22 protein-coding genes, 1 tRNA gene and 1 riboswitch are annotated in these 22,870 nt (G+C 36.9%); of the genes, 17 read left to right on the top strand and 6 right to left on the bottom strand.

The window, feature by feature from the left end:
• Positions 1-377: 377 nt before the first annotated feature.
• The 4 genes from J2R98_RS11660 to clpP all read right to left on the bottom strand — a co-directional run bounded on the left by J2R98_RS11660 (position 378) and on the right by clpP (position 3,866).
• Positions 378-1,148 carry a vWA domain-containing protein gene (locus tag J2R98_RS11660; protein ID WP_307069178.1) on the bottom strand — a complete coding sequence of 257 codons (771 nt, stop codon included), beginning with the start codon at positions 1,146-1,148 and terminating at the stop codon, positions 378-380.
• 140 nt (positions 1,149-1,288) lie between these two features.
• On the bottom strand, positions 1,289-2,281 hold the full coding sequence (locus tag J2R98_RS11655) for a hypothetical protein (protein ID WP_307069177.1): 993 nt from the start codon (positions 2,279-2,281) through the stop codon (positions 1,289-1,291).
• A gap of 10 nt (positions 2,282-2,291) precedes the next feature.
• A complete protein-coding gene (locus J2R98_RS11650) occupies positions 2,292-3,134 on the bottom strand; it encodes an ATP-binding protein (RefSeq protein WP_307069224.1) in 843 nt (280 codons plus the stop codon).
• A gap of 153 nt (positions 3,135-3,287) precedes the next feature.
• On the bottom strand, positions 3,288-3,866 hold the full coding sequence (gene clpP, locus J2R98_RS11645; protein ID WP_146817837.1) for an ATP-dependent Clp endopeptidase proteolytic subunit ClpP: 579 nt from the start codon (positions 3,864-3,866) through the stop codon (positions 3,288-3,290).
• A gap of 207 nt (positions 3,867-4,073) precedes the next feature.
• Here clpP and J2R98_RS11640 point away from each other — a divergent pair.
• Positions 4,074-4,145: transfer RNA gene (locus tag J2R98_RS11640), tRNA-Arg, on the top strand.
• Between the two features lie 66 nt (positions 4,146-4,211).
• Here J2R98_RS11640 and J2R98_RS11635 read toward each other — a convergent pair.
• Positions 4,212-4,544: a hypothetical protein gene (locus tag J2R98_RS11635; protein WP_307069176.1), complete on the bottom strand. Its 333-nt coding sequence runs from the start codon at positions 4,542-4,544 to the stop codon at positions 4,212-4,214.
• 380 nt (positions 4,545-4,924) lie between these two features.
• Positions 4,925-5,011, top strand: a riboswitch (cyclic di-GMP riboswitch).
• Between the two features lie 110 nt (positions 5,012-5,121).
• Between J2R98_RS11635 and J2R98_RS11630 the strand changes: the two genes are divergently transcribed.
• The 6 genes from J2R98_RS11630 (at position 5,122) to J2R98_RS11605 (ending at position 11,463) form a co-directional block, all read left to right on the top strand.
• Entirely contained in the window at positions 5,122-6,069 is a 948-nt protein-coding gene (locus J2R98_RS11630; protein WP_307069174.1) for an ATP-binding protein, read from the top strand.
• Entirely contained in the window at positions 6,066-6,392 is a 327-nt protein-coding gene (locus J2R98_RS11625) for an STAS domain-containing protein (protein ID WP_307069173.1), read from the top strand. The genes J2R98_RS11630 and J2R98_RS11625 overlap by 4 nt, the downstream gene beginning before the upstream one ends.
• A gap of 2 nt (positions 6,393-6,394) precedes the next feature.
• The gene (locus J2R98_RS11620) at positions 6,395-7,234 is read left to right on the top strand and encodes a PP2C family protein-serine/threonine phosphatase (protein ID WP_307069171.1); all 840 of its coding nucleotides are present in this window, start codon (positions 6,395-6,397) and stop codon (positions 7,232-7,234) included.
• 21 nt (positions 7,235-7,255) lie between these two features.
• Positions 7,256-9,343: a FapA family protein gene (locus J2R98_RS11615; protein WP_307069169.1), complete on the top strand. Its 2,088-nt coding sequence runs from the start codon at positions 7,256-7,258 to the stop codon at positions 9,341-9,343.
• Entirely contained in the window at positions 9,336-9,647 is a 312-nt protein-coding gene (locus tag J2R98_RS11610; RefSeq protein WP_307069167.1) for an STAS domain-containing protein, read from the top strand. The genes J2R98_RS11615 and J2R98_RS11610 overlap by 8 nt, the downstream gene beginning before the upstream one ends.
• Positions 9,648-9,969: 322 nt before the next feature.
• Positions 9,970-11,463 (top strand): sensor domain-containing diguanylate cyclase, encoded by a 1,494-nt coding sequence (locus J2R98_RS11605; RefSeq protein WP_307069165.1) that lies wholly within the window; start codon positions 9,970-9,972, stop codon positions 11,461-11,463.
• Between the two features lie 35 nt (positions 11,464-11,498).
• On the opposite strand, the gene J2R98_RS11600 is transcribed toward J2R98_RS11605, so the two are convergent.
• Entirely contained in the window at positions 11,499-12,221 is a 723-nt protein-coding gene (locus J2R98_RS11600) for an EAL domain-containing protein (protein WP_307069163.1), read from the bottom strand.
• 312 nt (positions 12,222-12,533) lie between these two features.
• On the opposite strand from J2R98_RS11600, the gene J2R98_RS11595 reads away from it, so the two are divergent.
• The 10 genes from J2R98_RS11595 (at position 12,534) to J2R98_RS11550 (ending at position 22,837) form a co-directional block, all read left to right on the top strand.
• Positions 12,534-13,325, top strand: a complete 792-nt coding sequence (locus tag J2R98_RS11595) for a helix-turn-helix domain-containing protein (RefSeq protein ID WP_307069161.1) — start codon at positions 12,534-12,536, stop codon at positions 13,323-13,325.
• A gap of 40 nt (positions 13,326-13,365) precedes the next feature.
• The gene (locus J2R98_RS11590) at positions 13,366-13,932 is read left to right on the top strand and encodes an MEDS domain-containing protein (protein WP_307069158.1); all 567 of its coding nucleotides are present in this window, start codon (positions 13,366-13,368) and stop codon (positions 13,930-13,932) included.
• Positions 13,933-13,995: 63 nt separating this feature from the next.
• Entirely contained in the window at positions 13,996-14,253 is a 258-nt protein-coding gene (locus tag J2R98_RS11585; RefSeq protein WP_307069156.1) for a glutaredoxin family protein, read from the top strand.
• 174 nt (positions 14,254-14,427) lie between these two features.
• Positions 14,428-15,441, top strand: coding sequence for a sugar-binding transcriptional regulator (locus J2R98_RS11580; protein WP_307069154.1), 1,014 nt, complete (start codon positions 14,428-14,430; stop codon positions 15,439-15,441).
• A 37-nt stretch (positions 15,442-15,478) separates the two neighbouring features.
• Complete coding sequence (gene gap, locus J2R98_RS11575; RefSeq protein WP_307069153.1) at positions 15,479-16,486, top strand: type I glyceraldehyde-3-phosphate dehydrogenase; 1,008 nt, start codon at positions 15,479-15,481, stop codon at positions 16,484-16,486.
• Positions 16,487-16,561: 75 nt separating this feature from the next.
• Positions 16,562-17,800 (top strand): phosphoglycerate kinase, encoded by a 1,239-nt coding sequence (locus J2R98_RS11570; RefSeq protein WP_370871996.1) that lies wholly within the window; start codon positions 16,562-16,564, stop codon positions 17,798-17,800.
• Positions 17,801-18,562: a triose-phosphate isomerase gene (tpiA, locus tag J2R98_RS11565; RefSeq protein WP_307069151.1), complete on the top strand. Its 762-nt coding sequence runs from the start codon at positions 17,801-17,803 to the stop codon at positions 18,560-18,562.
• Positions 18,555-20,093: a 2,3-bisphosphoglycerate-independent phosphoglycerate mutase gene (gene gpmI, locus J2R98_RS11560; protein ID WP_307069149.1), complete on the top strand. Its 1,539-nt coding sequence runs from the start codon at positions 18,555-18,557 to the stop codon at positions 20,091-20,093. The genes tpiA and gpmI overlap by 8 nt, the downstream gene beginning before the upstream one ends.
• 22 nt (positions 20,094-20,115) lie before the next feature.
• Entirely contained in the window at positions 20,116-21,399 is a 1,284-nt protein-coding gene (eno, locus tag J2R98_RS11555) for a phosphopyruvate hydratase (RefSeq protein WP_307069147.1), read from the top strand.
• 184 nt (positions 21,400-21,583) lie between these two features.
• The gene (locus tag J2R98_RS11550) at positions 21,584-22,837 is read left to right on the top strand and encodes a dicarboxylate/amino acid:cation symporter (protein ID WP_307069145.1); all 1,254 of its coding nucleotides are present in this window, start codon (positions 21,584-21,586) and stop codon (positions 22,835-22,837) included.
• Positions 22,838-22,870: the final 33 nt, after the last annotated feature.

Raw genomic sequence — 22,870 nt, 5'->3', positions numbered from 1 at the left:
CGTTTTTTGTTTTATTGAATATAGTTGAGAGCGCTGATAATTTTTCTCGAGCGCCGATAAAGGTAGGCTGAGCGCTGATAAAAATTTGTGAGCGCCGATAAAGATAGGCTGAGCGCTGATAAAAATTTGCGAGCGCCGATAAAGATAGACTGAGCGCTGATAAAAATTTGCGAGCGCCGATAAAGGTAGGCTGAGCGCTGATAATTTTTCTCGAGCGCCGATAAAGGTAGACTGAGCGCTGATAAAAATTTGTGAGCGCCGATAAAGATAGGCTGAGCGCTGATAAATTTCCGTGAGCGCCAAAAAAGCTTACACGTACGCCAAATAATTCTCACCAACGCCCAAAACCATCCTCGAACGCCAAAAAATATACCAACTTAAATCGTCGTTAACAACAACCGTTTTAAAATATAAGAAAAGGAATCAGGTAGTTCTTCTAAATCGGGTATGAGCATATGCTCACGACCATAAATGTTACGCATTAACATTGCTTCATGTTCTTTAATTTCCCCTTCACCTAAAAATATTCCGACGACATCGACATTTTGTTTTCGAGCTTCTAACACAGCCTCATGAGTATCAATGATCCCATTTTCACTATAATTAAATGCAGAAGGTTCACCATCAGAGAAAACGAGTAAAAATCGGTCTTTCTCCTGTCTAGCTAGTAATTCTTCTGTCGCGACACGAATCGTATAGCCATCGCGGTTATCTTCTTCAGGTTCTAACTGTAAAATTTCCGGGCCTGCATGTGCTTGAAGTGATTCATCAAACGTAATAACGCGATGAAAGTAGTTAGGTTGTTCATCGTCCTTCGCATCAAATCCATCTTCCCAAAAGCCGATCACATTATGTTTGATTTTCAACTCTTTTAACACTTCATGAAAGAGGATGGCTGCTTTTTTCGTTTCATCCATTTTGTTAAACATGGACGCTGAGCAGTCAATTAATAATGTGAAGACCGCGTCAAACTCGTGACTCTCTAAATCATTTTTATAAAAAACTCTCGGTTCATTATCGATCACAAGGGGAAGTAACTGCTTTTTAGACAATCGACCGGTAATTAGATTTTGCCTCGTTGCATTTTGTTTATGCTCTAAAGCACGGTCAATCGTTTGCGAAAGTTTTCTTCTAATAGGATCAATCATCTTCGTCAGTTCATTATAGTGAGCTTGATCCTCTTTAGTCGGTTTTGACGGATAGCGATTCAGCTTAATTGTATTTCGGTTTTCTTTCCCGTATTGCTCGCTTTCACTAGCTTCTTTATTTTTCTGTTCATCAAGACTTTCTAAATGCTCGTATCGCTTTGGTCCGTTTGAGCTGACATTCCTTGAACGCTCGCCATCGCTTGGTCGCCTTCCTCAGTTTGACGCGCGCCATCACCAATTAAATTCGTTTTCGTTCCTTGCTCAAGTTCGAACTGCATAAAACTTTGGTTCCGGTCACTATTTTCATTTTCACGATGCCACGTCGAAAAGGTTTCACTAATGACTTCGTCGTCATCACTAATATCTTCTTCATCAGCATTATTTAAAGGATCAACACGCTTCAGCTCATCGACAACTTTTTCTTCCGTCATCGCTGCTTGATGTTGAATCGGATAAACGAAATAACGGTTAATCATATCAGAGTAGTCTTCTTCTAAAGCTTCTTTAACATGAAGGGTAATGTTCACGACATTTTTAGTCGAGCGCGCTTCATAAATCGATTGAAGTAAAGGTTGTAGCCGTTTTAACGTTTCACGTTGTTGATCATTTGCCTGGTCAAACGTTATAAAAGGTGATTCAGACGTAACCGTAAGAAAAATCATACAAAATAACTCATCAAGCGTATAACTACGGGTAATATTCGTATTAAGCTGAGTTTCAAAATAGTGACGGTAAGTGTTTAACCTTTGTCTAAACCAGTTGATCGTCCCGCGTCGTTCAGTGCGAATGATTTCTTCTAAGCGAACATCTTCTAAAATTGTAAACAACTGTTCACAAAAGTAGGGAAGAGGACCTTGCTGAGCTTCATGCTTCAACCTTTGCAACTCAGACACAGAGGTGTAGTGCATCGTGCCAATTGACCTTAATAAAATATCCGTCTTATAGCCAATCGAGCGCACTTGTTCATCACGATGATCCCAAAAGTGACTAGCGGTAATTTGTCTGTCATCAACATGAATTGTGGCACCGAAATGATAATCGAACTCTAAGTCTTCTTGTTTGGATAAAATCGTCACAAAATCTTTTAGTTCAGCTAAAAGTTGTGTATCTATGACTTTGTCGTTAAATTTCACTTAAGACACCTCATTCAAACAACGTACTAGCTAAATTATGGACGACTTCTTTTTCACGTTCATCTTCTAACTTATCGGCAATGGAGCGGGTAATCGCCCTTTTAGCTGGAATAATTGATGCTAAGTCACAAGCATCAAGCAAAGCACGAATACTAGCCGCGTCTTCAGATATTTTCCCTTGTTCAGCTGCTTCGATCAAATCTGCTGATAGTTGAATAAACTGCTTAATCAGCTGTTCATCTTCTAAATTTGTATTGTTTTCAATTAAGTGTCGAAGCTGCTGACCTTCAATGTAAGAAACATCAAAGACGATGAAACGGTTTTTCAACGCTTCGTTCAGCCGAGTCGTGCCGATATAACCTTCGTTAATCGCGGCAATGACAGTGAATCCTTCTTTTGCCTGGATGAGCTCGTTCGTAAGCGGATTCGTAACCGTTCGACGATAGTCTAGCGCGCCGTTAATTAAAGGTAACGTTTCTGGCTTAGCCATATTCACTTCATCAATATAAAGAAAATGGCCATGTTCCATCGACTGAACGAGTGGACCTGGGACAAAATTGATTTGCTGTTTACCGTTTTCATCATAATCTAACGTTTTAAACCCGAGAAAACTTTCAGCATCTAAATCGACTGAACAATTTACACTAAACATCGGTTGGTTAAACAAATTAGATAACGTTTCAGCAAGCTTCGTTTTACCAGAACCTGTTGGACCTTTTAGTAAAATGTTCTTCCCTTGTGCTAAAGCGACAATCGCATCTGTTAAAAGATCTACGTCATATGGAATATAACCACCATCAGGCTTTAAATGGTCAAATGATGTTTCTGTTTTATTTTGATATTGTGAGATCATTTTTTGGATCGTTTCAGGTAGGTTTGTCTCAATGTTGTTCAATCTAGTTCACTCCTTTAGTTCATCTACCCATAGTATCATGTAATATTGAAAGATTAAACTCACATAAAAACTCCCCCATGCGTGAACATGAGGGAGTAGGATGGTTAATATTTATTTTTGCATAATGTCATCGACTAAGCCGTAATTTTTAGCTTCTTCAGCAGACATGAAGTTGTCACGATCAGTGTCGCGCTCTACAACCTCATAAGGCTGACCAGTACGCTCTGATAAAACTTTGTTTAGCTTCTCGCGCATTTCAACGATACGCTTGGCATGAATTTGAATGTCAGAAGCTTGACCTTGAGTGCCGCCTAATGGTTGGTGGATCATCACTTCACTGTTTGGTAAAGCGTAACGCTTACCAGGCTCACCAGCTGCAAGTAGGAATGCTCCCATTGAAGCAGCCATACCAACACAAATTGTTGAAACGTTTGGCTTAATGAATTGCATCGTATCATAGATCGCCATACCAGCTGTAATTGAACCACCTGGAGAGTTGATGTATAATGAGATATCTTTATCAGGGTCTTCAGCAGCTAAGAATAACATTTGCGCAACAATTGAGTTTGCGATGTTATCATCAACCGGACCACCTAGCATGATAATACGGTCTTTTAATAGACGAGAGTAAATATCATAAGCACGTTCACCGCGATTAGTTTGTTCAATAACTGTAGGAATTAAGTTCATTTCACGTCACTCCTTATTACTTTTAATATTTTTTCTAATTTAATGATACATCTTTGGTCAATAAAGGTCAAACGAAAAACATAAACCTTTTACCATTTCCACTCTTCCCATTCACATGGTGATTTAAACATGTCATTCCATTGATAAAATGTTGAAATTTACAAAGTTAAACAGTATAATGACTAATGCGTCAGCACTTGATCATAGGCCCTCGTGGTGTAACGGATAACACACAAGATTCCGGTTCTTGCGATAGGGGTTCGATTCCCTTCGAGGGCGTAACTAAATCAATTAAGAGATAAGAAAACACACTGGTTAGTGAGCTGGCCAGTGTGTTTTGTAATATCATTCCACTCTCTCAATATCAGTAATAACAATCTCATCATTTCCATCATAACGATACTCTACTTGATAAATAATATTTTCATTATTCTCGTCATAGATCTCTAATACATTAGTAAAGTGAAAGCTATGTTCTCTAATATAACTACTCAATTCAGAAATTTCCCCAAAGTTGACTTCTTCATTGTGATCAACTTGTTCTCCATTAACTAACAAGTCTTCTAGCAGTTGACCTGAATTTTTTGTTTTATTAGTTTCTAAGTAAAATAGAATGGTTAGTGTTATAACAACTATTATTAATATGGTTATGACGATTGTGCTTTTTTTGATTAACATCTTTAGTCTCACTACCTTTTAAAATGCCCTTCTCCACTTCCATAATATACCAACCTCACTGGTCACTAAACCCCTCATAAATTCCATTGATGCTACTTTTACTTCGTATATGATAGAAAGTTCACCAACTAACTCTCTTTGCTCATAGATGTTTTTCTATTTAATTCATTCTTCACACTAGTCCTTCCAAAGCCACACTTGTGATCGTTAAGAAGATGGTTATTGAAAACTATATAAAACGCATTATGTGAAGTGTCAAAAAAAGTGGCTATTTGCCACATTATGCGTTTTTCAGGTTTAGGTTATTGAAAATACGTGAATATAAAGTACTATAAAGTTATAAGAAGTTTATGAGTAAAAAGTATTATAAAAACCCCAAACTTCGATAATGGCAAACTTACTGAAAAGTAAGGACGCAAAGCCACGGGTCTAAAGTCATGATTGACTATGATCGCCGGGTTACCGAAAAGAATGGTAAAACTGTGGCTATCTAAGTTTCTTTGCTACAGTGACCCACCAGACTTTTTGGTGGGTATTTTTTTAACTAAAGAAAACTTGAACAGAAAGGCTGAGGGCTATGAAGAGTCTTATTACAAGGTTTAAAAAAGATACGATTAAAATAAATAAAAACACGATATCAGCGTCATTAAGCTCCGTACCAATTGATTCTTATTCGATCATGAAGGAAAGAGCTATTATTGCATGGATTGTTTATCATCTGTCAGAGCTATTTTCTATTAATGATCATGATAAGGAAAAGTTATTTAATCATGCATTCAATATAGATGATGAACGTGAAGTTGAAGATCAGACCGTTAAATATTTAATAAAATTAGCTGAAACAGGTGTCAAGTGGATTAAGCAAGGTGAGGATATTGAAGAAAGAATAAGTGAATTACAAAGCATTCCTCAGGAGCATAAAGAACTGTTTATCCAACTATTGAAAGAAGTGGAAGGTAGTAGTTCAATCAGTCCAGAACCAAAATCAGAAGATAACTGGGAAGTGTATAAAGATGTAATTTATTCGGCTACCAATGGTTCGCTCGTGTTAATTAATAAGAGCCAAGTTGGCCATCTAAAGAAAGGTAAACTACTATGTGAAGTCAGTATTACAAGTAAAGAAGACCTTCCAAAGGCTAGAAGTTTAGCAAAACAAGTGTTTGAGAACGAAGGGTACAAAGTATCTGAAATGATGACACATAGTTTATTAATTTCTGAAGCAGTTACGAACGTTTTGAAGCATGCATTACATGGACGGCTACTAATTTACAAAGACGGTGTTCAACTGAGGTTTGTAGTAGAAGATGAAGGACCAGGTTTTCCATTAAAGCAACTACCAAAAATGGTTTTAATGTCTGGTTATTCAACTAAAAGATCTTTAGGTCAAGGGTTTACTCTAATGATGAAACTGGCAGATCGCATATTTTTAGAAACGTCTTCCACTGGTTCAACAGTCATTATTGAAGCTATTAGAGGTCAAGCCCAAGAGAATCAAGATGAATTAAGAGTAGGTGAGGCACAATGAATGACCTTATAAGGGTTGAGAAACAATTGCAAGGTGAAATCTGTACTTTATATGTTAATGGAGTTTTAGATTATTCAACGATGGACCCTTTTGACAAGGAAATTCGTTCAATAGACTGCAATATTAGACAAGTTGTTGTGAATTTCGAGAATCTTAGTTTCATAGATTCTACAGGGCTTGGTTCAATTGTTAATTTAGTTCATGAAGCAAGTGATAAACAGTTTAATGTATTTCTGGAAGGTATAAACGAAGAAATAAATGATTTATTTGAAACAGTGGGTGTTTATAAAATAATTGAGTCACTTCAAGAGGTTGGTGAGTAGTTTTGTACAGAAGACATTTTTCATTAGAAAATGACGGTTCAGCAAATGATCGTGAAACGAAAACGTTAGAACGTGAAATAAAGCTAGCACGAAATATTCAAACACAACTATTAAATGGTCATGAGCCTACGGTCGAGAATAGTTCAGTTACGGGTCTGTCAATTCCTGCTAGGTTAATAGGGGGAGATTATTATGACTTTTACGTTCTTCCTAATGGTAAGTTAAGAATAATTATCGGCGATGTAATGGGTAAAGGAATCCCTGCGGCAATGCTTATGATTTTAACACGTGGTGCATTTCGAAGTGCTGCTGAAAGTACTAAAGGGCCAGGCGAAACATTAACAGCTATGAATAGTGCAATGTATGAAGACCTTCGAAAATTAAGTTCATTTGTAACGGTCTTATGTGCAGATTGGGATCCAGCTACGAAAGAATTAACATACGCGAATGCTGGTCACACATTACCAATCATTGTACATCCTGAAAATCTATTGGGAGACCCTCCTAAAGCTAAGGGTGTCATGTTAGGTGGGTTACCTAACACGGTGTATAAAGAAGAATCCTTATATTTAAAAGAAGAGGACTTAGTCTGTTTTTACACAGATGGAATTACCGAAGCACAAAATAAAGCTGGTGAATTGTATCGATTAGATCGTTTAAATGATTGTTTATTGAGCAACTGCAATCAAGGAATAGACGTTAAAGACATAGAAGAGTGTATAACTCGTTCAATTAGTGAATTTACAGGTGATTGCGCACAAAGAGATGACATTACTATGGTGCTATTAAAGGTTAATCATGATCAGACGGATATTACGAGTTATAATTCTCCGGTAATATAACCTTAAGAAGAGGTGAGGTCAATGCAAGAAATTGTTTCTAAGGGGAAGAGTTTAGATGAAGCAGTGCAAAATGGGCTAAATTTACTTAATACCTCTAAAGAACAAGTCAACATTGAAATCATACAAACGGACACATCGGGGTTTTTCGGCGTTGGCAAGAAGCCAGCAATCGTCAAATTGACGTTAAATAATCAAAATTCGGTTACTCAAAATCAAGAGATGTCGCATTTTAACTTAGAAGATTGGGTTGAAACCCTATCCGAAGAAATAACAACTTATGAAAAAGACGGAATAGCTCAACCACAAGAAAATGTTATAAAAGAAGATGCTCTAAAAGGTAAAGCATGGATTGAAGACGGTAAGATTGGTGTAAAAAACTCATCTGAACGATATCCGTCTGTTTCAATTAGTACTGATGTCTTTCTTATTAAAAACGGTGAAGAGATAACTAATCAAAATACGATTTTGACTGAAGAAGATGAAGTTAAAATAAAAGTTGAAGAGCCAATAATAAAGGAAACAGATTGGAACATCAAAGTTGAAGAACAAGGTTTAAAGGTTACTTTAAATGTACAACCGGGACAAACAATTTATAAACATATTGTAGATCAAGAACCAAATGAACATGTTGAGTTAATGGCAGAAGAAACTATTGAAAAAACGAACACACTTAAACTTGAAGACATTATGTTAAAACTAAAGGAATTTGGCGTTATATACGGGGTTGACCAAGATGAAATTAGTCTAGCGACCGAAACTTTAGAAGAAAGTACTTTTGTCATTGCAACTGGCCGAGAACCACAACTAGGTGAAGATGGTTGGGTGGAGTATAAAGTTGAGACTAGCTCAAAGAAAACATTAGTCGAGAATGAGGATGGCACTATTGATTTTAGAGAGTCAAAGTCCATACCATCAGTTGAAAAAGGTGAGATACTAGCCAAAATCCACTTACCGAAACTAGGTATCCCCGGTCTTAATGTTATGAATCAACCATTACCCGCTAAACAGTCTCACCCTGTTGTTGTGAAGACAGGAAACGGTGTGATTGAAGTTGAGAACCAACTTGTAGCAACTGAGTCAGGAAGACCATCAATAGAGACAAGAGGATTACTTATGAAGGCATCAATTATACCTAAGTTAACTCATCACGAAAATGTAAACTTATCTTCTGGCAATATTAAATTTAATGGTGATGTTGAAGTTATAGGTGAAGTTGAAGAGAATATGACAGTTGATGCAGAAGGTGATCTGTTCATTCATCAATCCGTAAGCTATGCGTCATTAACAACTTTAAGTTCAATTTTAGTTAAAGGAAATATAACAAGTTCTACTTTAGAAGCTGGGAAGCACAATATGTTAATTATTGAATTGGGTCACATATTAAGAAACTTACATCAGCAACTAGGAAAGATGTTAATAGTTATAGAACAATTAACTAAAACGTCAGCTTTTAAATCAAGTGACTTTTCAATAAATGGGTTGCAGCCATTAATAAAAATATTGTTAGAAAAAAGATTCAAAGGTTTTTACACTCAAGCAAAACAGTATAAAGATATTGTAAGTAAAGGTGAGTCGAACCTTGATGAAGAATGGCGTCGATTAGCTATTGATCTTAATCAAACATTTTTATCACTATCTAATAAAATTATAAAAATGGAACATTTAAACCGTATTATGATGTCTATGAAAGAGCTAGCTGATATAAGTGATATACCCGTTGAACCGAATGCGCAAATTACCATTTCAGAAGCACACAATAGTAGCCTTTATTGTAGCGGAAATATCAGTGTAATTGGTAAAGGGTGCATTAACAGTAAAGTGCATGCAGGTGGTCATTTACACATAAAAGGTATATTAAGAGGTGGAGAAATTTATGGAAGGTTAGGGGTTACAATCAATGAAGTCGGATCGAGAAGTGGTACTAAAACACTTATTTCTGTACCAGCTGATCAAACGATATTCATTAACAAAGCCCTAGAGGGTACTATTTTAAAAGTGGGGTCTGTTTCTTATAAAGTGAACGATACAATGGACAATGTAATAGTTAAGTTAAATCATAATGACGAGATTGTAATTGAACCGTACGGAAAGGAGCAGTCTTATGCTTGAGTTTACATTTATTGAAGAGGATGACGCTTTGCAAGTTTGGTTAAAAGGTGATTTAGATATAGAAGGTACTGAAGTGGTAGATGAGCAGTTGTTACCTAAAATCACGAGTTATTCAAAAGTGAACATTGACTTTAAGGAAGTCCCATTTGTTGATTCTTCGGGAATGGGTCTGTTAATTAATATGGTAGATGAAATAAAGAATACTGGTAATACAGTTACGATATCCAATGTTCGTGATGAGGTATATGAAGTGTTTGAGCTATTACAGCTATCAGAAATCATAGGCGAAGAAGTGTTTGTCTAATCATAAAAAGTAAGAAGGTGAGGTTATGGAACCTAAACATGATCGAGGGTATACGAATTTTGTTTCTATTTCCGCTCAAGAGAAAAATGAGCTTCTTTATAAGAATCACTATTTATTCAGTTTAATAATGATAATTGCCTTGTCTAGTATGGTTGTTAGTATATTTATAATTTAATAGAGAACACCCTTTCTACCCTAATTATAATTTAGGGTAGTTTTTTTGATAGATAATATTCAGAATAATATAAAGTTTGTTTAATGTGTTTTATACAAATTAAACACGGGTATAGCTTAGTAGAAGGAAAAAGGGGATGAGATTGTTGTGAGCAAGAAGTTAATTATAATACTGGTTATCACAGTCATCGGTGGGTTACTGCCAACATTTATTAGCAGCTTTATATTGTCTTTAGATCGAATGACAAAGTTGATGTTTGATTTGTTCTTTTCATTACTTATAATTGGTCCGATCATTTTATACCTCTTTTTTACATTGCAAAAAAGAGAAGAAGAATCCGTTAATCTTATTAATTATATTCCGGATGGAGTGGTGATTCAAAAAGATCAAAAAATTGTAGGCGCTAATGAACGAAGTATTAAAATGTTAGGTGGCAAGAACGAGAACGACATTATAGGAAAATCAGTTTATGAATTCATTAACCAAGGTGATGAAAAAAGTTTAGCGACACATAATAAACTGGTCAGTAATAATAATGAACCACCCAAATTTTTTGAACAAACATTAGTGAATTTACAAGGTGAAGAAATTGAAGTAGAAGTAACAGGTGTCCCAATTGTTTATAAAGGTGAAAAATGTATATTAACGATTGACCGAGATGTTACTGAGAAGAAGATTTATGAACGAGAACTTCAAGAAGTACAAGCTAAATATGAATTGATTACTGATAATATGCATGATTTCATCGCCGTAATTAGTTCCAAAGGCGTTATAGAATATGCATCACCGTCTCATGAAAGGTTACTAGGCTATCAAATTGATGAAAGTCAAAATAATTTCATTCTAGATTCGATCCACCCAAATGATCAAGCTGATTTTAAAAAAGTGCTGGAAGAAGTGTTATTAACTTCAGACTTGAATTCAGGAAAAAGAATTGATTGTCGTCTTAATGATCATGAGAATGAAACGTGGTTAGAAGTAGAAATGATTAAAGTTTTTAATGAAAACCAGGATGACCAAGTCTTAATCATTTCACGAGAAATTTCTGAACGTAAAGCATTAGAGGATAAATTGAAGTTAATGGCTTATTACGATGATCTAACTAATTTACCGAATAGAAAAATGCTAGAAACTTCTTTGAAAAGTTCTTTATCACGTGCTAGAAGGTTCGAGCACAATATAATAGTTATGTTTATTGATCTTAATGGTTTTAAAGAAATAAATGATCAACATGGACATGATGCTGGTGACCGAATACTAGAAATTGTAGCAGAACGATTTTTGAATTGTGTTCGCGAAGAAGATGTTGTTGCTAGGTTAGGTGGGGATGAATTTGTCATTTTCTTAGAAGAAACAGGTGACATGGAAATAGAAAGTGTAGTGCAACGACTCCATAATCATATCTCAAAGCCTATAACAATTGGGCAGGAGGAAGTACAAGTTTCTCCAAGTATCGGAGTGAGTACCTACCCCGACCATGGCGATCATGTTGAAGACCTACTAAATAAAGCGGACCATGCAATGTATTATGCTAAACATGACAAAAAAGAGTTGTACCAAGTATATCACGAGGAATTACCAGAGATACAAGATATAGGTAAAAATCCTATCTCTAAGCTTTTTAACCAACTTATGAAGTAAGGATATGACATTCTAGGTTAACCTAGAATGTCACCTTAAAGGTCTTCTAATGGACAGGGCCTAGCTAATAAAAAACCTTGTCCTAACTTAATTCCTAATTCTCTTGCTTTAAAAAATTGTTCTGGTGTTTCAATACCTTCTAAAACAATGTTTGATTTAATTTTTTCACAATAAGTAACCATCGATTTGAGCATTTCTTGTTTGTGTGTCGAGTATTCAATTTCATCAGCAAAGAATTTGTCCATCTTTATATATGAGGGTTCAATTTCAATGACTGTCTGAATAGAGCCATACCCTTTACCGAAGTCGTCGACAGCGATGTGGAATCCTTCTTCCTTTAAATTAGAAGCGGCATTGTGTAAGGAGTAATGGTCTGTTATAAGCTCTTCTTCATTAATTTCAAAAACGATGTTTGATGCAGAAATTGATGTCTGTTCAATAAGATTTTTCATCGTTTTTACAAAGTCATCATGTATAAGAGTAGATGGATAGACATTGATAAATAGATGATCGGGAATTTGTCCCTGGATTGAGTTTAAATGAATGTCCGTTATTGCTTTTGAAATAGAAGTTGTCTCTAACTCATAAAGTTTATTAAGCTCTTTTGCTTTTTGGAAAGCACGTTGTGGATTTGAAAAAAGACTAGAGCGAAAAAGTATCTCGACTCCAAATGGTTTAAAGTCATTTAAGTTATATAACAATTGATAATGGTGGCTGAACATTTCATTTTTGATCGTTTTAGATAGATGATTGTTCATTGTGTCTCACTCATTTCTAATTTGTTTATTTAGTATTTTGAAGTTTTGCAATTCTAATTATTGTTATTATAGCAACATTTATGTAGTGTAAATCAATAGTATTAGGTTAAAAGACTTATAGCGTGGCAACTAGCCACATCGCCTGAATCTTCCTGTACAATCGAAGTTCATATTTAGTTATTAAATAACATGAAAAAATAAACAACATTTACCATATATATTTTGTTTTAAATATGTTTAAATCGCTTATAAGTTAGGTGATTGGGGTCGATGACCTTTAGTTGTTTGTAAAATTATTGAGGTGGAAAATTAATGAAAAGAGAGTGGTTAATCCATAAACGTAAGAGTCGAAAAATAACCCAGGAAAAAGTAGCAAAATTAGCATTCATCGACCGAGGATATTACTCACAAATCGAAACAGGAAAGCGCAACCCAAGTCCTGAGGTCGCTTATAATATAGCAAAAGCATTAGATTTTGATCCAATGAAATTCTTTCAAGTTCAACAACTTGATCATGAACAACAGCCGTATACGATATCGAATCGTTTTAAAAACTTAAAGAACGGTAAAGCCATTTACTTGTATCAAGAAAAAGAGATCTACTATTATAACCTTTTGACCTTTATAATTAAAGGGATTGAAAAAGGGAGCTATTGTTATGTAGTTGATTATTATGAAGAAATAGAAATTATCCAAGATAAGCTTTTAGCTATTTTACCAGAAGAAGATATAAAACGTTATGTTCATTTTGTAGACAAGTCTTATATGGTACGGCTTAGCCTACAAGAAGCTGTCGATCATTTTAAAGAGTTATTAAGTCAGTATAGCGAGCAAGATTTAATTCGAATTTGGTCTCCTAAAGATGTTACAGAGACCTTTGCAAATGAAGAAAAAGATTTAGTAAATATCGGAGAAGGTTTATTAGGGAAGCAAATATTATATGTTAGTGCGCTTGACTCATCAGTTATTTCAGCAAGTGAGCATATTAATATGATGAGACATTTTCATTATATTATGACTGATTTGGAATTAGTTGAATCACCTCTTTACGACCCTAATAATAAAACAGTTTTACCTTCCCTTTTCATACAAGAGAATATATAATTAATAGTGTTAAGTAAATCGGAAAATCAAGGGGACATTTATGAACAATTCAATTCAGTTGACGAAACACGTGGAAGTACCAAAGGGAGCACACATTTTTTTTTATGAGTGTGAGGAGGATTATGTTAATAACTTATTGGCATACGCAAAAGCTGGTGTTGAGCACGATCAGCATGTATTAATAATAGAAAACCCAGCTATTTATGAAACATTTAAAGTACATGCAGAAGAGACTTTTACTGAAGAAGAGTTAACTAAATTGCATTTTCACGACAACAAGGAGTTCTATTTTTATAATGAAGGATTTCACATTCATAATATTGTAAAAAAATTCGGTGAAATTTTAACACCTTTATTTGATAAGGGGCTTACTGTACGTACATGGGCTAATGTTGTTTGGAAAGATGAAGATTATATTTTTCAGGAGATTATAGATTTTGAGAATCAAGCTAATCATAGCGTTGGTGAAATGGAATTAGTTTCAGTATGTGCGTATCCAGGAGAGAAAGTGCCCGCCAATATTCAAACTGAACTTATGAAAACTCACGAGTACTTAATGACAGATACAGAGTTTGTAAGGTCATCTTTTTATTATTCAACAACTTAAAATTCCTTAGTTGGAACGTCTAATAAAACTAAACCTCATCTGAACAGTGAAAGGTTGGTCTACATGAGCAAGAAAAAAACCATCATCTACTTCTACACGAAAAACAACTGCAAACTTTGCGAGGACGTCAAACAACTACTGCAAATTTTACAAATGAATTATCAGTTCACGATTGTTGAGCAAAACATTTATAAAAATGATGATCTGTTAGAGAAGTACTTTTTACACATTCCAGTTGTAAAAGCAGGTGACATGGAGATCTCGGCTGAAGAGATTTCGTTTGCGACGTTAGAGCAATTTTTACAAGAACATTTAACTTAAATGTTTGCTAAATGTTCTTGTTTTTGCTAATCTTTATGTAGAATATTTTTTTGACTTAGGTGGGACGTTTTGTGACTAACCAATGGTCGTTAAATGTCCGTGAATAGTTGTCGTCTGTTTGAACACGCTTTGTCTTAAATAAGTGTGACTGTCTTGTGGGAAGGTGATGTGTCTTTGCATCGAATATTTGAATTTCAACAAAAGTTAGTTCCGGACTTATTACGTAAAATGGATGCTCGTTATAACGTTTTAAAGGCGATTACAGATACTGAGCCTCTTGGACGTCGAGCTTTAGCAGAACGACTCGATAAAACGGAACGTCAAATTCGTAGTGAAATAGAATTTTTAGATGAACATGATTTAGTGAAAGTCACTTCAAGAGGGATGTACGTCACATCTGAAGGCAAAGGGATTATCGATAGCTATCACCAAATGTTAAAAGAAGGTTCAGACTTAAATTATATGGAAAGACAACTCGTTCAAAAACTGCCTGTTAATCAAGTTAAAGTTGTACCTGGAGATGCCGATCAATCAAAAGAAGTTAAGCAACTATTAGGTAAAGAAGCGGCTACTCTATTAATTGATTCATTCAAAGAGGAATCTGTCGTTACAGTAACGGGTGGTTCAACGATGGCAGCTGTTGCTGATCATATGCAACCTGTTGATCAGACGCGTCCACTATTTGTCCCAGCAAGAGGTGGGCTTGGTGATTTGCATGAATATCAAGCCAATTCGATTTGCGTCAAAATGGCGGACAATGCGAATGGCCAGTATCGCCTATTATATGTCCCAGATTCGATCGGCGAAGAATTACACGCAAAAATGCAAGAAGAACCATCGATTTTAGAAGTGTTGGATTTAATGAATCAAGCTGACTTTGTCATTCACGGCATTGGTGATGCCTTAACGATGGCGAAAAGGCGCAAAACGTCTGAATCGACGTTCGAAAAAATTGTCGAAAATAATGCTGTTGGGGAATCTTTTGGTTATTACTTCGACAAAAACGGGAAAACTGTACACAGAGTCAATTCGATTGGGTTATCTCTGGATCAGTTAAAAGGAAAGAGTCAGTTTATAACCGTTGCAGGCGGTTACTCAAAGCGCGATGCCATTTCAGCTTATTTGAAGTGGGGAGAAAGTGATGTATTAGTGATTGATGAAGCAATTGCTCGTCATTTACTTCAATAATATATAAATTATAAGTTAATTATAGGAGGCATTTTTTATGACAGTAAAATTAGGAATTAACGGTTTTGGAAGAATAGGTCGACGCGTATTCCGTGCGGCTCTTAATAACGACAATGTTGAAGTGGTTGCGATTAACGACTTAACAGATGCAAACATGCTAGCACATTTACTTAAGTATGACTCAGTACATGGTCAACTACCTGAAGAAGTAGAAGTTAAAGGTGACAACATTGTAGTAGGTGGCAAAGAGATCAACGTTATGTCTGAGCGTGACCCTGCTAACTTAGGTTGGGGAGACCAAGGCGTTGAGATTGTTATTGAATCAACAGGACTATTTACGAAGCGTGAAGATGCGCAAAAGCACGTTGATGCAGGCGCGAAAAAAGTGATCATCTCGGCTCCAGCTAAGCAAGAAGACTTAACAGTTGTAATGGGTGTAAACCATGAAGATTACAACAAGGACGAGCACACAATCGTTTCAAACGCTTCTTGTACAACAAACTGCTTAGCGCCAGTTGCGAAAGTGTTAAGCGACAAGTTTGGACTTAACCGCGGTATTATGACGACAGTACACGCTTACACAAACGATCAACAAATTTTAGACTTACCACACAAAGACTACCGTCGTGCGCGTGCTGCAGGTGAGAACATTATTCCAACATCAACAGGTGCTGCAGAAGTAGTCGGTAAAGTACTTCCAGAAGTTGATGGTAAGTTAACAGGTATGGCAATGCGTGTACCAACACCAAACGTATCTCTAGTTGACTTAACAGCGGAACTAGACAAAGATGTAACGGTTGAAGAATTAAACGAAGCACTAAGATCGTCAGCTGAAGGTGAACTAAAAGGAATTCTTGGATATAGTGATTTACAATTAGTATCAACTGACTACAACGGCGACCCACATTCTTCTGTAATTGATGGTGATTCAACATTAGTTATGGAAAATAACATGGTTAAAGTAGTATCTTGGTACGACAATGAGTCTGGCTACTCCAACCGTTGTGTTGATTTAGCTGTTTATATGGCAGAGCAAGGCCTATAAAAAATTGAAGGTTCATGACGAATCTTTAGTTTCATTATTGAAGGACTTGTTCTAAAATAGGAGGAGGGACTGATTATGTCCCTCCTTAAATTTAGCGTTGGAGGTATTCGAGTGAAACGAAAAATGAATTTACGAGATGTTGAATTACAAGGTAAACGTGTATTTTGTCGTGTAGATTTTAACGTACCGATGTCAAAAGGTGAAATCTCAGATGATACACGCATTCAAGCAGCACTACCAACGATTATGTACTTAATTCAAAATGGTGCAAAAGTGATATTAGCAAGCCATTTAGGTCGACCGGATGGACAGCCTGATGATGAGCTTCGCTTAGATCCAATTGCACAACATTTAAGCAATTACTTAGAACAACCTGTTTTCAAAACAGATGATGTATATAGTGAAGATGTCGAAAACGCTGTTAGTGAACTAGAAAATGGTGACGTTTTATTACTAGAAAACGTGCGTTTCGAACCAGGTGAGAAGAAAAACGATGAAACGTTAGCGAAACAATTTGCTTCTTTAGTAGATGTATTTGTTAATGATGCTTTTGGAGCAGCGCACCGTGCTCATGCTTCAACAGAAGGTATTGCTCACCATGTTCCTGTAGCTGTTTCAGGCTATTTATTAGAAAAAGAAATCGAAGTATTAGGTAAAGCGTTAGATAATCCAGACCGTCCTTTTACAGCGATTATCGGTGGAGCGAAGGTTAAAGATAAGATTGGTGTCATTGACCATTTACTTGATCGTGTCGACCATTTATTAATCGGTGGCGGATTATCTTATACGTTTATTAAAGCGTTAGGTCATGAAGTCGGTAAGTCTTTACTTGAAGAAGACAAAATCGACTTAGCGAAAGGTTTTATCGACAAAGCAGCTGAAAAAGGTGTATCCATTCATTTACCAGTTGATGTAACAGTAGCGGATGACTTCGCTCGTGATGCTAATACGAAAGTCGTACCGATTGAAGAAATTCCAAGTGATTGGGAAGGTTTAGACATTGGTACTAACACAGTTGAAAACTTTAGCCAAATTATTAAAGATTCTAAGCTCGTTATTTGGAATGGGCCAATGGGTGTATTCGAATATGAAATTTTCGCCAATGGGACGAAAAGTGTTGCTAAAGCTTTAGCTGAAACAGAAGGATTCACTGTTATTGGTGGGGGCGATTCTGCTTCTGCGGTTGAGAAGTTTGATTATGCTGAACAGATGGACCACATCTCAACAGGTGGTGGTGCATCATTAGAGTTTATGGAAGGTAAAGTCTTACCAGGTGTTGCAGCACTTAATGAATTAGACGAAGAGGTGAAATAAATGCGTAAACCAATTATTGCAGGAAACTGGAAGATGCATAAGTTAGCTGGAGAAGGCGCTAGATTTTTAATGGATTTGCGTGAGAAATTACCAGAAGCAGAGAAGGTTGACACAGTCGTCTGTTCACCTTATATTCATCTACCATTACTAACAGAAGCAGCGCGTGACTTCCCTGTTTCAGTTGGCGCTCAAAACATGCACTTTGAAGATAGCGGTGCTTTTACAGGTGAAGTAAGTCCTGAAATGTTAAAAGATATTCTAGTGGAGTATGTCATCATCGGTCATTCAGAACGTCGTGAAATGTTCGGTGAGACGGATGAATCGGTTAATAAGAAAACGAAAGCAGCATTCAACCATGAACTAACCCCGATTGTTTGTGTTGGTGAGTCGTTAGAACAACGTGAAAACAATGAGACATTCACATTTGTTGAACAGCAAGTTAAAAATGGGTTAGATGGATTAACTGAAGAGCAGTTAAAGCAAGTTGTCATTGCTTATGAGCCTATTTGGGCAATTGGTACGGGTAAAACAGCTACGAGTGAAGAAGCGAATGACGTATGTACTCACATTCGCCAAGTGTTGAAAGATACTTATTCAGAAGACGTCGCCCAAGCTGTACGTATTCAGTATGGCGGTAGTGTTAAGCCAGCGAACATTGATGAACTACTTAGCATGTCTGATATTGATGGTGCATTAGTCGGTGGCGCTAGCTTAGAAGAAGATTCATTCTTAAAGTTAGTGGAGGCTGGTGCGAATGCCTAACCAACCAATCACAGCCTTGATCATCTTAGACGGTTATGCTATTCGTGATGAAGCGTTTGGTAATGCGATTAAACAAGCGCATACAGAGAATTTTGACCGTTATTGGACTCAGTACCCAAATACTTCATTAAAAGCATCAGGTGAAGCAGTCGGCTTACCTGAAGGGCAAATGGGTAACTCAGAAGTCGGCCATTTAAACATTGGTGCAGGTCGCGTTGTTTATCAAAACTTAACGCGCATTAATTTAGCGATTAAAAATCGTGAGTTTCATCAAAATGAAAGCTTAAAAAACGCAGCTAATCACGTAAAAGAAACAAATGGCGCTTGGCACATTTTCGGCTTGTTATCTGACGGTGGTGTTCACAGTCATGAACAACACATCCATGCGATGTTAGAGACGGCTAAAGAACAAGGTGTACAAGATGTTTATGTTCACGCCTTTTTAGACGGTCGTGATGTCGGTCCGAAGACGGCTGTAACGTACTTAAAGCGTTTAGATGAAAAGATGAATGAGATCGGTGTTGGGAAACTTGCAACCGTTTCAGGGCGTTATTATGCAATGGATCGTGATAAGCGTTGGGAACGTGTTGAAAAAGCGTTTCGTGCCATACGAACAGGTGACGCTCCTAGAGTTAAACATGCTGTAAAAGCGGTTGAAGCATCTTATAATGAAGATGTCGTTGATGAATTTGTTGAACCTTTCGTATTAAGCGAAGATGGTGAAACACCGGTTGCGCCAGTTAATGATGGAGATGCGATTTTATTTGCGAATTTCCGTCCTGACCGTGCACAACAATTGACGGATGTGTTTGTTAATAATCGCTTGCAAGACTTTGAAGGTGAATATGATCCAATTGAACGTATTCATATGGTGACGATGACGCAATATAGTGAAGAGCTAGATGTCGATGTCGCTTATCCACCGAATACACCTGAAGATACGATTGGTGAAGTCATTTCTAAAAATCGATTAACCCAACTTCGTATCGCCGAAACGGAAAAGTACCCACATGTGACTTATTTCATGAATGGTGGTTTAGAGCAAACTTTTGAAGGTGAAGATCGCATTTTAATCGATTCACCGAAAGTGGCTACTTATGACTTAAAACCTGAAATGAGTGCATACGAAGTGACAGATGCATTGCTTGAGAGGTTCAATCAGGATCCACCAAACTTAACAATTTTAAACTTTGCAAATCCTGATATGGTTGGACACTCAGGTAAACTACAACCGACAATTGAAGCGGTTGAAGCAGTAGACAAATGTTTAGGTAAAGTAGTTGATCGAATCATTGAACTCGGTGGTACAGCCATTATTACGGCAGACCATGGTAATTCAGATGAAGTGTTAAATGAAGATGGAAGCCCAATGACTGCTCATACGGTTAATCCAGTTCCAGTCATTGTAACGAAAGAAGGAGTAGAGCTACGTGAGGATGGGGTCTTAGGCGACCTTGCCCCGACAGCTTTACAGTTATTAAATATTGAACAACCAGAAGCAATGACAGGACAGTCATTAATCAATAAGTAAATCAATCTAAGGAGTGAAGACAATGCCTTACATTTTAGATGTGTACGCACGTGAAGTGTTAGACTCAAGAGGTAATCCAACAGTAGAAGTAGAAGTAACAACAGAATCAGGTGCATTCGGTAAAGCTATGGTTCCAAGCGGTGCTTCAACAGGTGAATATGAAGCCGTTGAATTACGCGACGGTGACAAAGGCCGTTACTTAGGTAAGGGTGTCGAAACAGCAGTAGAAAACGTAAATGAAATTATCGCACCAGAATTAGTTGGTTTTGATGCAACAGAACAACTAATTATTGACCAAGCGTTAATTGAATTAGATGGTACAGAAAACAAAGGCCGCCTAGGTGCAAACGCAATTTTAGGTGTATCAATGGCTGTCGCTCATGCAGCAGCTGACTTTAGTGGCACACCATTATACAAATATTTAGGTGGTTTCTCTGCTCATACACTACCAACACCGATGATGAACATTTTAAACGGTGGAGAGCATGCTGATAACAATGTGGATATCCAAGAGTTCATGATTATGCCTGTTACTGCACCGACATTTAAAGAAGCACTTCGTCAAGGTGCGGAAATTTTCCACGCGCTTAAGAAAGTACTAAAAGACAAAGGCTATAACACAGCAGTTGGTGACGAAGGTGGCTTTGCGCCGAACTTAAAGTCTAATGAGGAAGCGTTAGAAACAATTGTTGAAGCTGTAGAAGCAGCTGGATATACAATTGATCAAGACATTAAGCTAGCGATGGACGTTGCTGCTTCAGAAATTTACAAAGACGGTAAGTACGAGCTAAAAGGTGAAGGTGTTACGCGTACGGCTGAAGAAATGGTTAACTGGTATGAAGAGCTAGTTAATAAATTCCCAATTGTAAGTATTGAAGACGGCTTAGATGAAAATGACTGGGACGGCTTTAAACTACTAACAGAACGTATCGGTGATCGTGTTCAGTTAGTAGGAGATGACTTATTCGTAACAAACACGAAGAAGTTAGAAGAAGGTATCGAAAAAGGAATCGGTAACTCGATTCTAATTAAAGTGAACCAAATCGGTACGTTAACTGAAACGTTTGAAGCAATTGAAATGGCAAAACGTGCAGGCTATACAGCCGTAATCTCTCACCGTTCGGGTGAAACTGAAGATGCAACCATTGCTGATATTGCTGTTGCGACAAATGCAGGGCAAATTAAGACAGGGGCTCCATCACGTACAGATCGTGTCGCTAAATATAATCAATTACTACGTATTGAAGACGACTTAATGACAACAGCGTTTTATGCTGGACAAACAGCATTTTACAACTTAAAATAACTTAATGATTTGATTGAGTTTGATCCCTAGGATGTTCAATTCTAGGGATTAATTTTTTCCAATTGTTAAAACTAATTCCCAAATAAGCATTTCCATTATATAATCATAAACACAGAAAAAACTATTTTATAAATTAGAAAGCGATCACATAGCAATATAGTAACTTTCTTAGGGGGGAATATAGATGAAAGGTAACTTAACGAAACACATTATCATCGCGTTAGTTTTAGGTTTGGCTGTTGGTCTTGGTATGAATGTCTTTTTACCAGACTTATTTGAGCCAGTCGACACGTATTTATTTGCACCATTAGGAGATATTTTCTTACGCCTCATTCAAATGATGGTAGTACCTATTGTATTTATATCAATTGTCCTAGGTACAGCTGGTCTAGGTGATCCTAAAAAGTTAGGAAGAATTGGTGGTAAGACAGTTGGTTTCTTCTTAATTTCAACAACGATTGCTTTGACACTTGCGATGTCAGTCGCTTTAGTCGTACAACCTGGTGAACCAGGCATTATTGATATTGTTGAAGCAGAAGGCGGTTTTGAAGCGGAAGAAGCACCTTCTGTTGTTGATACACTAGTGAATATTATTCCGACTAACCCTATCGATGCAATGGTTCAAGGTGAAATGTTACAAATCATCTTTTTCTCTATATTCGTCGGTTTTGGTTTAGCGTTATTAAGTAAGAAGACAGACCGTATACACAAACTATTTGAGCAAGCATTTGAGCTAGTGATGTTCTTGATCACAATCATTATGTATACAGCGCCATTTGGTGCATTTGGTTTAATTGCATCAGCTGTTGGTGGAGCAGGAATCGATGCTATTGGTGCAATGGCTGAATACTTCTTCGTTGTGCTATTTGTCTTATTATTACATGCTGTAATCACATATGGAGCTGTTGTAAAATTCTTAGCCAAGAAAAACCCAATCTGGTTCTTTAAAAACTTTGCACCAGTTATGAGTGTTGCCTTTGGTACGGCAAGTAGTGGTGCAACACTACCAGTATCGATGAGCACAGCTCAGAAACGTTTAGGTGTACGTGAATCGGTTAGTGGTTTCGTACAACCAATTGGTGCGACAATTAATATGGACGGAACTGCAATCATGCAAGGTGTCGCAACGGTGTTTATCGCTCAAGTTTACGCCCAAAGCTTAACATTTACTGAAATGATTACAGTCGTGTTAATTGCGGTGTTAGCTTCAATTGGTACTGCAGGTGTTCCAGGTGTCGGTCTGATTATGCTAGCCATGGTATTAGACCAAGTCGGTTTACCAGTAGAAGCAATTGGCTTAATTTTAGGTGTCGACCGTCTACTTGATATGACACGTACTGCAGTTAACGTTACAGGTGATGCAGCTTGTGCGTTATGGGTGAATGAAACAGAAGAAGATACAGAAGAAGACGATCGACCTTCTGTTAGTCAAAGCTAATAGATTAGCTATTTAGTTAAAATTAGCTTGAAA

Origin of the sequence: Alkalibacillus filiformis, from assembly GCF_030814115.1 — a bacterium.
GTDB lineage: Bacteria > Bacillota > Bacilli > Bacillales > Alkalibacillaceae > Alkalibacillus > Alkalibacillus filiformis.
Note: the sequence above shows the minus strand (reverse complement) of the source record. Positions and strands in the feature narration are given on the sequence as shown.

Bases quoted from the DNA above. Each gene is read 5' to 3' on its own strand.
- J2R98_RS11660 (WP_307069178.1), bottom strand. From the start codon at position 1,148: ATGATTGATCCTATTAGAAGAAAACTTTCGCAAACGATTGACCGTGCT.
- J2R98_RS11650 (WP_307069224.1), bottom strand. From the start codon at position 3,134: ATGATCTCACAATATCAAAATAAAACAGAAACATCATTTGACCATTTA.
- clpP (WP_146817837.1), bottom strand. From the start codon at position 3,866: ATGAACTTAATTCCTACAGTTATTGAACAAACTAATCGCGGTGAACGT.
- J2R98_RS11635 (WP_307069176.1), bottom strand. From the start codon at position 4,544: ATGTTAATCAAAAAAAGCACAATCGTCATAACCATATTAATAATAGTT.
- J2R98_RS11630 (WP_307069174.1), top strand. From the start codon at position 5,122: ATGAAGAGTCTTATTACAAGGTTTAAAAAAGATACGATTAAAATAAAT.
- J2R98_RS11625 (WP_307069173.1), top strand. From the start codon at position 6,066: ATGAATGACCTTATAAGGGTTGAGAAACAATTGCAAGGTGAAATCTGT.
- J2R98_RS11615 (WP_307069169.1), top strand. From the start codon at position 7,256: ATGCAAGAAATTGTTTCTAAGGGGAAGAGTTTAGATGAAGCAGTGCAA.
- J2R98_RS11610 (WP_307069167.1), top strand. From the start codon at position 9,336: ATGCTTGAGTTTACATTTATTGAAGAGGATGACGCTTTGCAAGTTTGG.
- J2R98_RS11600 (WP_307069163.1), bottom strand. From the start codon at position 12,221: ATGAACAATCATCTATCTAAAACGATCAAAAATGAAATGTTCAGCCAC.
- J2R98_RS11595 (WP_307069161.1), top strand. From the start codon at position 12,534: ATGAAAAGAGAGTGGTTAATCCATAAACGTAAGAGTCGAAAAATAACC.
- J2R98_RS11590 (WP_307069158.1), top strand. From the start codon at position 13,366: ATGAACAATTCAATTCAGTTGACGAAACACGTGGAAGTACCAAAGGGA.
- J2R98_RS11585 (WP_307069156.1), top strand. From the start codon at position 13,996: ATGAGCAAGAAAAAAACCATCATCTACTTCTACACGAAAAACAACTGC.
- gap (WP_307069153.1), top strand. From the start codon at position 15,479: ATGACAGTAAAATTAGGAATTAACGGTTTTGGAAGAATAGGTCGACGC.
- J2R98_RS11570 (WP_370871996.1), top strand. From the start codon at position 16,562: ATGTCCCTCCTTAAATTTAGCGTTGGAGGTATTCGAGTGAAACGAAAA.
- tpiA (WP_307069151.1), top strand. From the start codon at position 17,801: ATGCGTAAACCAATTATTGCAGGAAACTGGAAGATGCATAAGTTAGCT.
- gpmI (WP_307069149.1), top strand. From the start codon at position 18,555: ATGCCTAACCAACCAATCACAGCCTTGATCATCTTAGACGGTTATGCT.
- eno (WP_307069147.1), top strand. From the start codon at position 20,116: ATGCCTTACATTTTAGATGTGTACGCACGTGAAGTGTTAGACTCAAGA.
- J2R98_RS11550 (WP_307069145.1), top strand. From the start codon at position 21,584: ATGAAAGGTAACTTAACGAAACACATTATCATCGCGTTAGTTTTAGGT.